Genomic DNA, 13,171 nt, shown 5'->3' with positions numbered 1-13,171 from the left:
CGTCGATAACGACTACGAAATTAAGGACTATAGGCTATAGGCACAGATAATTGATATCTGTGGCCTATAGCCCTTAATTTTTGCTAGTTGCGAAGGTTAATTAATCGAGCCAGTCGGGGTCGTAATAATTGGCAGCATTCCAGAGAATCCAGCCATACGTGCCTTCGACTTCGGCAACTGCTTGCATTTGGGCGCGAACTTCGGTGCGACCATATGGTGTTACTGGATCAAGCCATGTCGCGGTGAAGGCTTGCAGCCATGGTCGTTGGACTGCATATTTGCCTTCCATGCGCTTTTGGCCTTTTTCGATACTATCCTTGACGATCTCATAGGGGTAGGCATCGGCATTATCGAAGCCCAACTCATTGCGATCGTAGTGTGAAGGATAGACCATTGCACAGACATAATCGGTGTGATCGGCCATAATTTCAAGGCTTTGGCCAATTTCCCACATATTCCGCCATGTGGCATAACCGAACACGTCGATTGAGAAAAATGCGCCTGAACCATTGATATCGCCATGAGCGCGTTTGAGCACATTGCCAATTGCTTCGTACATCACTTCCGGATTATTTTTGGGATCAATCGGCTTGGAGAAAACCAAATTGCTGGTGCTGCCATCCGATGGGAAGCGAATATAATCGAATTGTACTTCATCAAAGCCATAAGCGGCAATTTCTTTGGCAACACCCACATTATACTCGGTGACGTTGGGGTTGAATGGATCAAGCCACTTCAGCCCGCCATCGTCTTCCCATACACCGCCAGTTTCGCGGCTTTGGGCAGCCCATTCAGGGTGAGCATCGGCCAAGCTATTATCGCGCATCACTGCCATACGGCCAATTAAGTAGATATCGCGCTTGCGGGCTTCGGCCACAATCCATTCCATATCCAAATAATCAACAGCGGTATCAGCTTCAATCACTAAGGGATGGTTGGAAATATAGCCAACTTGGCCAACTGCGCCAGCAATATCCAGTTTGATATCGAGCACCACCGCGTTAACTTCGGTTTGATCAACCAAATCAAACAATTCGCTTAATGAAGCTTTTGACGAGCCGGTTGCTGCGGTAATATAAATTGCCTTGGCTACAAATTCTTCAGCTTCTAGATCGGCGGTAAATTTGCCTTCGCTGAGTGCCGTCCAAGCCTTGCGATAACCAGGTGAGAGCACCTGAATTTGGGCATTTTCGGGCACATCAGTTAATTCATAGGTACCATCGGAATTCAGCCGTGCCATAGTGACGGCAGTGCCAGTGTAGGGGTAGGTTTCGTCAGCCCCTTCAAATGGCTTAACCATGGCGATAACCGTGCCCTTGGTCAATGGCTTTCCTGTTGTACTATCGACGACTGAGCCACGCACGGTCGAAGGTCGCAAGACTACATCCAACGAGGCGGCTTGCGGCAATTCTAAGGTTTGGCTACTGTAATCGGTAGCGCTGAAAACAACGGGAGCATTCAAGTCGATGTTCTTGACTGTATAGCGACCTTCAGCATCGCTTTGGGCCGTGGCGCTGCCAACGCTGACCGTGGCTCCACTGACTGGTTTTTGACTATATTTATCGCTGATAATTCCAGTTAAGCTAGTTGGGCGCAGCGAAACATCGTAGCTGGTTTGTTTTTCGAGGGTAGCGGTGGCGCTGGTGTAATCGGTTGCCACAATCACCACTTCGGCTTTTTCGCCAATATCGGTCAATTTATAGCGACCATCAGCACCACTGGTGGCTTGGCTCGTGCCCGCCTTGACCGTCACACCAGCCACCGGCTGTTGTGAGTATTGATCAAGCACAACCCCGCTGATCGTGTTGGGACGAATCGTCAGATTAACTTCTACCGGAGTTTGCTCATCGACAGGAGTTTTATCGGCCAAACTAAGCGTGGCTGAGCTATAATCGCTGGCTTGAACTAAAAGTGAATTGGTATTTTCCCATTCATTAATCGTCCATTTACCATCAGCATCACTTGTAGCGCTTGCTTCGCCAACTTGAATGGTTACTCCAGCAACGGGCTTTTGGGTATAGCTATCTGTTACAATTCCCGTCAGTGGCGGATTGCTACTGCCACAGGCGGCAAGCACCAACGCAACAGCGCCAAACAGACCAGCTGTTAGGCGGCGCTTGGTTTGACTCACAAAATACATCACTTCTGACCTTCCTAAGATTGTGGTGGGTGTCGGTTTAGACGGCGGTAATCATACGTTGCCCATCACTGCCTGTCAAGAAAAAACGCCCGACTGCATAGGCAGTTCAGGCGTTTTTTTGATTAAGAGTTGCTAAGTTTTAGCGTTCAAGATGATATGGCACGCTAATCACGATTTTATTGCGTCGGAATAGCAACGCACCTTTCAAGAAGAAGGCAGTTTGGTTATGTAAGGCATATTCCCAAATTCGCGCGGGAATAAATTCAGGCAAGATGATGGTTAGAATATCATCATTGCGCTCAGCTTCAATCCGATCAACATAGCGTAAAACTGGGCGTAACAATGAACGATATTTAGATATTTCAATATCCAAGGGCACATCTGGCTCCCACTGTTGCCAACGTTCTTGTAGACGTTCAGTTTTTTCGTGTTCATGCTCAAATTCAATATACAAAGCGCGAACTTTACCTGGAGCAATGGATTTGGCATATTCAAGCGCTTTAACTGTGCCACGATGCAACGATGATACCAGCACAATCACATTATTTTCTAATGGCACGGGTTTGCTAAAACCTTCCAAGGAAAGTTGTTTGGCTACGCCTTTGTAGTGACGATTGATCGCGGTAAAGATCAAGACCAAGACAGGAATACAAATAACCACCAACCATGCGCCTTCTTTGAATTTGGTTGTACCATTGATGATCAAAACGATGCCAGTTGCGATTGCACCAACTGCATTCACCACTAAATTAAGTTGCCAACCCTTGGTTTTGAGCCGCAACCAGCGCAACACCATCCCAGATTGTGAAAGCGTAAATGAAAGGAACACGCCAACCGCGTACAAGGGAATCAAGTTGGTAACCGAGCCATCAAAGCCAATCACCAACAGCGCTGCGGCGACTGATAGGAAGATAATCCCATTCGAGAAGACCAAACGATCGCCCAACGATGAGAATTGGCGAGGCAAGAAGCCATCTCGCGCCAGCAACGACATCAATCGCGGGAAGTCGGCATAGCTGGTGTTGGCTGCAACCAACAAAATTGCCGCGGTCGAGATTTGCAACATACCATGCATCACTTTGGGAAAACCCGTTTCGCTACCAGTGGTGCGGCCCCAAATGCCGCGCCCAATTTGCGAAATCACAGTTTCATTGAATTGCGGGCGTGCGCCATATTTATGAGCAAACCAGGTAATGCCTGCAAACATCACCAAGAGCAAACCCGCCATCCAAACCATGGTGACGCGAGCATTGTGTGGCTCTGGCTTGCGAAAGGCTGGCACGCCATTCGAAATTGCCTCAACCCCAGTTAATGCTGAACAGCCCGAGGCAAACGCACCCATCAGCAAAAAGGCGGTCATAGCCTCAGTTCCAAATGGCGAGAAGCTTTGTTCATGTGGCCCCATCAGGTTATCCGAAAGCACTAACGGCTGAATATCGCCTGTAAATTGTTTATAAAAGCCATAGCCGAGGGTCAACATAATGACTGTAATAAAAAAGTAGGTAGGCAGCGAGAAAATTGCCCCCGATTCACGAATCCCACGCAAATTGGCCAAGGTCAGAATGAGAATCCCAATCAAACAAATTTCAATTCGATAATCACGCAACGGCTCGACCAACGAGATTAACTGCGATACGCCCGACGAGATCGACACCGCCACGGTCAAAATATAGTCGATTAACAATGCGCCGCCAGCGATCAAACCCGCCAACGTTCCCAAATTATCCGAGGCCACAATATACGAGCCGCCACCGCTGGGATAGGCCGTGATTGTTTGGCGATACGAGATCGTCACGATCATCAACAAAACAGCGATGCCGATGCCCAGCCACAGCGATGTGCTAAACGCAATGATGCCGGCTGGTACAAGGTGGACAAGCATTTCTTCGGTGGCATAGGCGACTGATGATAAAGCATCGGATGAGAAGACTGCGAGCGCGGTTTTTTTATCCAAGCGCTCATGCGATTGGGCCGCAGTCTCCAACGGATTCCCCACTAAAACCCGCTTCAATTGGGTCAACATGGACAAACTCCTTGGCGTTTCCTCAAAACGAGGATTAATAGCACATATTTAATTGAACAAATGTTCTGTATTTTAAGGTCGCAATAAATTACCTTTAAGCTAATGACACCTCGACTGAGCAGCTTAAACAGTATTTATTGGAGCATTATTGTTGGAGTGAAATTAGGCTTGAGGTGGAGAATGCGGTGAGTGCCGTGCTTGTTGCGAACAATACGGTAAAGCGACATTGGTTAAGTTGGATTGGTGTAGCTGAAAGCGCATACCCGTTTCCATTTGCATAAAAAAACCGCCACTATTCAGATATGTCGGCGGTGAACACAGGCTTTGATTATAGTCCACTCTAAACTTTTGTCAATGAGATTGTTAACGAATGTGAATTTAGGCTGCCCTCACCCCAACCCTTCTCCCACTGCGGCAGGAGAAGGGCATTTTAGGGTGGGGCAATTAATTAGGCGGCTGGTTTTTGGGCCACAATATCTTCCGAGCCAGTTGGAATATAGTGCAAGTGATAAGGGACGCTGATTACGACCACATCTTCATATTTGCGCAATGCCAGCAACAGCATCACGGCAGTTTGGTTGTGCAGCACTTTGGCCATGGTCGAATCGGGCACAAACTCGGGAATAACCACGGTAATCAAATCGCCTGGAAATTCCTTGTTATTAACTTGATCGACATAATCGACCAATGGCGTGAGATAATCGCGGTAGTCGGTGTGCAAGAAGACCAATTTGGCCTTGCCCAGCACTTCATCCCACTGTTCCCAACGTTTGCGAGTTTTAATCTCTTCCTCTTCGCTACCCACGACTTGGACCACGCGCACATCGTCGGTGAGTTTCAAGGCATATTTGATTGCCCGCAACGAGCCACGATGAATGCTGCCAACTGGCACAATCGCCACATCAGCGGGCGAACGCAAGTCGCTTGGTTTTAAACCAGTTAGGCTCAAATTGGTTGCCACATGATCATAGTGCTTTTTGATCGCACGGAACAACAGCATGATCAACGGCAAGGCCACAATAATTAGCCACGCGCCTTCAGTAAATTTGGTAACTGTCAGCACCACCAAAACCACAGCCGTCAAACCAACCCCAATCATACTGGGAATTCGTTTGAGCTTATAGTTTGGCTCATAGTGCAGGGTTGTAATGCCAGTGTCGAGGCTTTCGCCGGGCTTGAGTTTGGCAACTTTGCGCCACATCACAATCATGCCAGCTTGCGAAAGCGTAAACGAGAGGAACACCCCAATCGCATACAATGGCAACAGGTGATGTTCTTCGCCGCCGAAAGCTGCCAGCAAGGCCGAAGCCAAAAAGGCCAGCGCGATCACACCTGAGCTATAGACCAAACGGCTGCCCAAGCGCGAGAGCCAACGCGGCAAGAAACCGTCATTCGACAAGAAGGCCGCGATTCGTGGGAAGTCGGCATAGGCAGTGTTAGCGGCTAGGATCAAAATCAACATGGTGGTAAATTGAACCCAGTAGTACAGAAATCCGCTACCGACAATCGTGCGAGTCATTTGCGAAAGCACGCTCTCGCCGCCTTCATGCAGCAGGGTAATTGGAATATGGGTAGCAATAAAGCTAATTCCAATAAACAAGGTCATGGCCATTACTGCCATAGCCCGCATCGTGATGATCGCATTTTTTGGTGCTGGATTACGAAACGCTTGTACGCCGTCGCTAATTGCTTCAATCCCAGTCAAGGCAGTACAGCCACCAGCAAAGGCCCTCAAGACCAGCCAGATCAAGCCAAAGTTATCGAGGCCTGAACGAGCGGTTTCGTCGGTTGCGACGCTGCGTGGTGGCAATGGCTCGCCGAAAATCCCAAAATAGCGGGCAAGGCCAATCGCGATCACCACGAACACCCCAAACACAAAGGCATAGGTGGGAATGGCAAAGATCGTGCCGCTTTCGCGCACCCCACGCAAATTGAGCCAGGTAATTAAAAGGATAATCCCAATCCCGATTAATACCCGATGCTCATGAAAAAACGCCACCTCGGGGAACGCCGAAGAAATCGCTTTGACCCCCGCCGAAACCGAAACCGCCACAGTCAGCACATAATCACTAAGAATCGAAGCACCTGCCAACCATGAAGCTGTGCGACCGAGGTTATCCTTACTGACCATATACGCGCCGCCACCCATTGGGTAGTGGTGGATAGTTTGGTTGTAACTCAAGACGACCAACAACACCAATGCCGCAATCCCGATCGCAATCGGCAAGGTATAACTTAACGCTGCGGCGCTGATCAAAATCAGCACCCGCATAATCGCTTCGGTGGCATAGGCGTTGGAGCTAATTGGGTCGGATGCAAAGACTGCCAATCCGCGAATTTTGTCGAGCCGTTCGTGCTGGGCACTACTGCTGGGGAACGGCTTCCCGATGAGTAGCTGTTTAATATTCATGGTTGATGTCCTTTCAAAGTGGATTGACAGCCTTCGCCACTTGGTTAATTCGCTCTAAAATGCGCCACTGGTTTTGCCAAGTGCGACAAACCGTGTGGCGCATATATTCTGTCAGCGTTAGGCTATACGTTATTGCAATCGCGGGGGTTACTTAACCAGTAATCACGCGCACCAAAAAGATCGTAACCATTACAAGCCCCAGTGAAACCTGAATTGCAATACTTACGAGCCAATTTTTGATGGTGCGCCATGAAACATCGAGCACGAATTTTCGATCGCGCCAGCGTTGCCATTCTGGCAATAATGCCCCAATGATCGAGCCAATCAGCATGCCTGGAATGTTCAGGATGAATAGGCCAATGATACCACCAATCATGCTAAAGATTGTTGCCCAGATCGAGGCTCCTCCACGGCGCTGGCCCAACGCACCAACCCAAATATCGCTGGTCATCGCGATCAGGGCAATCGCCCCCAAACCGGCCAACGTGCCCCAGCCAATCACCACGAAATCGGTCATTGAGGCGTACAACAATGCCCCAAGCCAAATCAAGGCTGCTCCTGGCAAGATTGGCAAAATGACCACGCTCACCAAGCCGAGAAACATAATCAATAATGCAAGTGCTAGTTCCAAATGTTAGCCCTCAAAACGTAAATGGGTCTGCCCAACTTCGATCACATCGCCTGGTCGAACCAGTTGGCGGCCTTGAACCGGAATGCCGTTGATTTTGGTGCCATGGCTGCTGCCTGCATCTTCAATTTCAATGCCACGAGGATCACGATAGATGATCGTATGGCGACGTGAAACGGTGCTATCACCGCTAATTGCCACGGCGAGCGAGGCTTCACGGCCAATAAAAATTTGATTTTCGCGCAGCAAATAGAACTTGTTCAATTCGGCTCCCCGGACAACCGTCAATTTGCCCCACGCTGGCCCGCCTGCCGGAGCCGCGCTGGGTGGGGCATAACTCTGGTTCAATGGCGGCGTTGATCCGACGATTGGTTGTGAGGCAAGGTTGCGTTGTTGTTGGGCCATTGCTTGATCGTAGTGAATTGGTGGAGGTGGGGCGAAACCACCAGCGGGAATTGCCGCAGGGCGGGCATTGCGCTTGCGGCGGCGAATTAAAAACACACTTAATCCGCCCAAAACCACCAACATGACCGCGCTAAACCCCAGCAACATGATTAAATTGGATTTTCCTTCAGGGCCGCCAACTGCCGCAGCACTGCCTTTAATCGGGCCACCCAAGGCATTACAGGCATTAACGCGGCCTTTGCCAAGGTTGCTTGGCTCGAAATAGGTGATTGGGCCATAGCGCTTAATTGGATTTTGATCGGAAATATCATCAGCAGTTTTTTCAATTTCAGCCCGTACTTGGTCGGCATTCCAATCGGGGTGTTGGGCAAACAGCAAGGCTGCCAAGCCAGCAACCACAGGCGTAGCTTGCGATGTGCCGCTCATTTGATCGTAGTTTTTGTTGAAGCGTTCTTCGGCAGGCAACTGACTGGTCATATACACATCGTAGGTGGGCATGGTTGAGTAAATGCCTGCCCCTGGAGCCGAAACCGAAATCCACTTGCCATAGTTGGAGAAATCGGTCTTGCGGTCATCGGGATCAGTTGCGGCGACGACCATGGCAAATTCTTCAACCCCAAAGGCGAAGTTTGGCAAGGGCACAAACGAATTACCAGCGGCGATAATCACCAGTACGCCAGCGGCATCGGCCTCTTTGATCGCTGCGACAATATCTTCGCTATCGAGCGGCAACATCGAGCCAAGGCTCATATTGATGATCTGCACATTTTTGCTAACGGCATAGCGAATGCCTGCAATAATATCTTGATTCGTACCCGAACCATCGGCTTCCATCACCCGAATGGGCAAAATGCGCGTGCCCCCACCGGCAACTCCAGCAATCCCTTTGCTATTATTGATGGTGGCGGCGATAATGCCTGAAACATGGGTTCCATGGCCATTCTCATCCGACGGATCATCATCGCCATCGACAGCATCAAAGCCGTCGGTGCGCAAGACATCGACCAAATCGGGGTGGTTCATATCAACGCCAGAGTCGATGACGGCCACAGTAACATTGGAGTTACCCGTCAGATGCTCCCACGCACAAGTCAAACCAAGTTGGCGAATGACCCATTGTTTATTTGCGTCGGGGTCGTTGGGTGGGCCAGTTAAGGCATTTTGGGCATAGACTGGCGTGCCGACCAGCAAGATCAAACAAAAAACAAGTGCAATGCGACGGCTCATGATATAATCGCCTCCTGACAAACACTCAGCACGCTGGAGGATTCCCCATGCGTTTCAAACAGTTGCTTATTGGCTGCCTTTTGCTTACACTCACAGCCTGTGGTGGCGATGATACCGCACCCGTCAACCAAGTCAAGGCATTTGTTGCAGCAACTGAAGAACGGAATGTTGATCGGATGGTTGCCTTGATGGTTCCCGAAATGCGGCGTGATGCTGGTTGGCAGCTCCGGCAGGTGATGCCACGAATTCAATCAATCGATTATCAAGATGATCAATATACACTCGAAAAAATTGATGATGGTCGGGCGTATGTGCAAGTTAATGGTATTTTGGTGGCGCAAATGACCGATGGCCAAACTGTTGAATATCCCGCCAACCAGTTAGTTGAGTTGATCGAGCAAGATGGCACATGGTTGGTGGCAAATAGTGGCTTTGAAATTCCAACCCAACCGTAGATTTAACGTAGAACGAGCGCTGAATGTTCAGCGCTCGTTGGTTTTACTCGCTTGGCTCCACAATTTCGAGCACTGCCTCATTTAATGGTAAGGCATATGTGCCCGCTGAACGCCGTGGGAATTGATGTTGGCTAACTGGCAAGAAGCGGCCTGCATCTTCCAAATAGAGATATTGGGTGATAACACTGCGCATATGCTCAATTTCCAACACATTGAAAGCATTTTTACCACGATACCAACGCCGCCCACGCCGCGAGGTTGCTGTGCCAGCCTGCACAATCACGGTGCCTTGGCGTAAATCAGGGTCGAACTCCAAGGTGTTGCCGATGTATGAAGCATGGGTATGTCCACATAGCACCAACTCGACATTGCTGCGATCGAAAGTTCTGAGCGCTGCCGCTGCATTCTGAATCACATCGCGAGTTTCGCCTGGTGGCATGACCGGATGATGGTGCATGACCACAATTTTACATAAGCTATCAGGATAGCGGGCTAAAGTTCGTTCAAGCTCCAACAATTGTTGATCGGTTAATTTACCGCCATCAACCGTGAATGAGCGGGTGGTGTTAACTCCAACCGCCACAAAATCGCTGTTGCCCCACACTGGCTCTAAAATTGGCGAGATATATTTTTTGTAGTAATAGTTTGGCCGCAGCATCCGATAGAGAGCATTGTAAAGCGGCACATCGTGATTGCCCATCACAGCAATTGTTGGCTGAGGCAATTGGGCGACAAAATCGCGAATTGTCAGCCATTGGCTGCGAATATCGGCTCGTTGCACAAAATCGCCAGACAACACAGTTAAGGTTGGCTTGATTTGCCAAGCTGCCTCAAGAATTTGTTGGGCTTTTTCGGGGTTGAATGGTGGGCCAGCGTGCAAATCGGAAAGATGCAGGATGGTCGATGCCATTAAGCCGCTTCCTCGCCTTCACTTGCTGCTGCCGTCGTAGGTTTGGCTTGAACCAAGGTTTTGCCTCGCGCAGCTTGGCTTAATTGACGGGTCACTGCCACAACACCTGCAACCATTACTGCAAGCATGGTTAATTTAATCAGCAAAAGCAGCATATCCACCTCAAGTTGTAGAGAAAGAATCCGCGCTTATTGTACCATGGTGCGGTTTCCTCGCTAGTGTGGAGCAATCGTAATGCAACTATCAACTAAACGTGGCGATCTTACTCTGCGAGCAGCCCAAGCTGATGAATGGCAAGCGTATCGGCGTTTGCGCTTAATGGCGCTTCAGCAACACCCCAGCTTTTTTGGCTCGGATTACGCCCAAAATGCCGCTGAGCCTGATCGCTATTGGCAAGAACGTATGGCCAATTTAGATCCCAGCACACAGCAAATCTTGGTGGCGGTAGCTGAATCGCAGTTTGTGGCAATGGTGATGATTCGGCGCTATACCGACCCAAAATCGAGCCACCAAGCCGATCTGGGAGGGGTCTATACTGACCCTACTTGGCGCGGCTATGGCCTGAGTCGTCAGCTTTTGGGCATGGCCGAAGCCTGGGCTTGGCAACAATCGGTGCAGATTATTCGCTTAGCCGTGAATGTGGCCAATACCAGCGCCATTCAGCTGTATACTCGCTGCGGGTATCGAGTGTATGGGGTTGAGCCAATGGCGATTTATTACGAAGGCGTTTATCACGATGAGTTGCTGATGGCAAAGCAGAACATAGAACATAGAACATAGAACATATTCCCGAATGCGCATGCTGCTTATTCTTGCAGTGAAATCGATGCTATGGTATAATCCCGCCTGTTGGCGACATAGCCAAGTGGTAAGGCAGTGGTCTGCAAAACCGCGATCCATGGGTTCGAATCCCATTGTCGCCTCCAAACGTTTAAACGCTGGTTGAATTATTCAACCAGCGTTTGGTGTTTTAGCTAGCTTTTTAATTATTTACGCCAGAAGGTTGCCCCGTTGCGGCTGTAGCTACGAGTATTAACATTATTGCAATTGCCTTCTGTTTCGCTACCACCTTGGTTAGCTCCACGCACATTGATTGGTCCATAGTTTGGCGCGACCGCCGTAATAATCGCAACATGACCATATTGATTGCCCATAGCTGCTTGTGAGAAAACCACTACATCACCAACTTGCGGGATTGAATATTGCCGATAGCCGTTGCGTGGGAGCACGCCATTGCTATCATCCCACGTATGCGCATGCCCATAACTACCACTTAAGCCTTTTTTGGCATAGACATATTGGGTACACTCACAAAATGCTGGAGCAGCCTGTGGTTTGGCGGCGGCCAACGGCACAACCATCGAGCTAAACAAACTCATCAATACCAACAAGCCAACAACGAAAATTCGTGACATCATTGCATCCTTTTACTACTCACACAGCCCTTCGCCGTGCTTCTACTGTAGCCAAAGCATAATGCAAGCCGACTCCGAGGAGTTAGTTTTGTGCTCCGAATTTGCTCCAAGAATGATCCGAGCAGTGTGCAAAAAGTCATACTAGCCAGCTAGCCAGCTATGCTATAGTTGCTGCTACTACCAGTTGTCAATCTTGCTTGTTGGGAGTTTGCTATGCCTGCTTCAGGGGAAAAATTTGCCCAATTATTAACCGAGGCGCTCTATCAGATTCGCCTGCGTGAATCCAAACCGCTCCAAGTGATCCAAGATGAATTGGGCTATGCCATGGGGCGCAATGGCGGCAGCGTGATCGATTATTGGCGGCGTGGTAATCTCCCTACCAAATTAGCCGATTTGGAGCAACTGACCCGCACGCTGCAACAACGTGGCTTGCACGATCAACGCTGGATCGAGGCTTTTTTGACGGCTGGTGGTTATCCACCAGCTCAAACGCTAACCCAACCAGTGGCAGCGAGCAAAGCGCTTGATCCAAATTTGCCCAAACGCTATCGCCAATTGGTTGGCCGTGATAGCCTTGTGCGCCAAGTGTTGCAACACCTCAGTGATCGTGAAGGCTATTGGGTAATTGCAATTGATGGCATGGGCGGTATTGGTAAGACGGCGCTGGCGATGGATTTAATGCAGCGTTTTGTGGTGCAACAGCCTGAATATCGCCCAATTTGGATTAGCGCTGAGCCTCAGCAGGGCGGCGGCATTTTACCCAATCAGCCCCTCACCTTTGATAGCGTGATCACCAATTTGGCGCGGCAATTGGCCTTGGCTGATGTAGCTCAGTTGAGCGTTGAAGAAAAATTTCAACGGCTGCAACAGGTGCTTAAACATCAGCCCATCCTGTTAGTGCTCGATAATTTGGAAACTTCAGGCGAACCACAGCAAGTGTTATTAGAAAAATTGCGCCCGCTGTTGCAGCCAAGCAAAGTTATCTTGACCAGCCGCCAGCGCTTCAAGGGCGAAGTATTTAGCGTGCACTTGATTGGCTTGGAAGCTGAACAAGCAGCGCTGTTTATTCGCCAAGATGCGAGCGAAAAAGGCGTGCAATGGCTGCAACAGGCCAGTCTCGACGATCTTCAGCCAATTATCAAGGCAACTGGTGGTTCGCCCTTGGCCATGAAATTGGTTGTCAGTCAATTGGCTTCGTTGCCATTGGATTTGGTGTTGCAGCATGTTCAAAGTGTGACTCAACTCAACCCTGGCGATGAAGATGCCTATGTGCGGTTTTATATGTTTCTGTTTCAACGTTCATGGACGCTACTGGAGCTAAGTGCCAAGCAATTATTAGTTTCACTAGCACGGTTTGTTCCATCGAATGGCTGCGATTGGCGAGCGATGCAGCAAATTAGCGCCCTACCTGCGGCTGAATTAGCCCATAGTATTGATATGCTGTGGAAATTATCGCTATTAGAATTGAATGAAGGCGAGCGTTTTGGTCAATTACGCTACTATTTGCACCCATTAACTCAGCATTTTGTGCTTTCTGAAATTGCTCAGGTGTTGTGAT

At 49.4% G+C, this 13,171-nt stretch carries 11 protein-coding genes and 1 tRNA gene; 4 read left to right on the top strand and 8 right to left on the bottom strand.

Annotation, left to right across the window (positions count from 1 at the left end):
• Positions 1-100: 100 nt before the first annotated feature.
• The 5 genes from LCH85_05840 to LCH85_05820 all read right to left on the bottom strand — a co-directional run bounded on the left by LCH85_05840 (position 101) and on the right by LCH85_05820 (position 8,833).
• Positions 101-2,140 (bottom strand): hypothetical protein, encoded by a 2,040-nt coding sequence (locus LCH85_05840; GenBank protein ID MCA0351498.1) that lies wholly within the window; start codon positions 2,138-2,140, stop codon positions 101-103.
• Between the two features lie 139 nt (positions 2,141-2,279).
• Positions 2,280-4,163, bottom strand: coding sequence for an APC family permease (locus LCH85_05835; GenBank protein MCA0351497.1), 1,884 nt, complete (start codon positions 4,161-4,163; stop codon positions 2,280-2,282).
• A 448-nt stretch (positions 4,164-4,611) separates the two neighbouring features.
• A complete protein-coding gene (locus LCH85_05830) occupies positions 4,612-6,573 on the bottom strand; it encodes an APC family permease (protein ID MCA0351496.1) in 1,962 nt (653 codons plus the stop codon).
• Positions 6,574-6,724: 151 nt separating this feature from the next.
• Positions 6,725-7,204 carry a DUF456 domain-containing protein gene (locus LCH85_05825; protein ID MCA0351495.1) on the bottom strand — a complete coding sequence of 160 codons (480 nt, stop codon included), beginning with the start codon at positions 7,202-7,204 and terminating at the stop codon, positions 6,725-6,727.
• A gap of 3 nt (positions 7,205-7,207) precedes the next feature.
• Positions 7,208-8,833: a S8 family serine peptidase gene (locus tag LCH85_05820; protein ID MCA0351494.1), complete on the bottom strand. Its 1,626-nt coding sequence runs from the start codon at positions 8,831-8,833 to the stop codon at positions 7,208-7,210.
• Positions 8,834-8,880: 47 nt separating this feature from the next.
• On the opposite strand from LCH85_05820, the gene LCH85_05815 reads away from it, so the two are divergent.
• Positions 8,881-9,288, top strand: coding sequence for a hypothetical protein (locus LCH85_05815; protein ID MCA0351493.1), 408 nt, complete (start codon positions 8,881-8,883; stop codon positions 9,286-9,288).
• A 43-nt stretch (positions 9,289-9,331) separates the two neighbouring features.
• Here LCH85_05815 and LCH85_05810 read toward each other — a convergent pair whose 3' ends face one another.
• The gene (locus LCH85_05810; GenBank protein MCA0351492.1) at positions 9,332-10,198 is read right to left on the bottom strand and encodes a metallophosphoesterase; all 867 of its coding nucleotides are present in this window, start codon (positions 10,196-10,198) and stop codon (positions 9,332-9,334) included.
• Positions 10,198-10,353 carry a hypothetical protein gene (locus LCH85_05805; GenBank protein MCA0351491.1) on the bottom strand — a complete coding sequence of 52 codons (156 nt, stop codon included), beginning with the start codon at positions 10,351-10,353 and terminating at the stop codon, positions 10,198-10,200. The genes LCH85_05810 and LCH85_05805 overlap by 1 nt, the downstream gene beginning before the upstream one ends.
• Positions 10,354-10,432: 79 nt before the next feature.
• Between LCH85_05805 and LCH85_05800 the strand changes: the two genes are divergently transcribed.
• Both LCH85_05800 and LCH85_05795 read left to right on the top strand, forming a co-directional pair.
• Entirely contained in the window at positions 10,433-10,978 is a 546-nt protein-coding gene (locus tag LCH85_05800; GenBank protein MCA0351490.1) for a GNAT family N-acetyltransferase, read from the top strand.
• A 71-nt stretch (positions 10,979-11,049) separates the two neighbouring features.
• Positions 11,050-11,124 (top strand) — tRNA-Cys (locus LCH85_05795).
• A 60-nt stretch (positions 11,125-11,184) separates the two neighbouring features.
• Here the strand turns inward: LCH85_05795 and LCH85_05790 are convergent.
• A complete protein-coding gene (locus tag LCH85_05790) occupies positions 11,185-11,613 on the bottom strand; it encodes a CHAP domain-containing protein (GenBank protein MCA0351489.1) in 429 nt (142 codons plus the stop codon).
• Between the two features lie 213 nt (positions 11,614-11,826).
• On the opposite strand from LCH85_05790, the gene LCH85_05785 reads away from it, so the two are divergent.
• Positions 11,827-13,170: a hypothetical protein gene (locus LCH85_05785; GenBank protein ID MCA0351488.1), complete on the top strand. Its 1,344-nt coding sequence runs from the start codon at positions 11,827-11,829 to the stop codon at positions 13,168-13,170.
• Position 13,171: the final 1 nt, after the last annotated feature.

The organism is Chloroflexota bacterium (genome assembly GCA_020161265.1).
GTDB lineage: Bacteria > Chloroflexota > Chloroflexia > Chloroflexales > Herpetosiphonaceae > Herpetosiphon.
The sequence above is the reverse complement of the archived record's forward strand: the minus strand, read 5'-3'. Positions and strand labels throughout refer to the sequence as shown.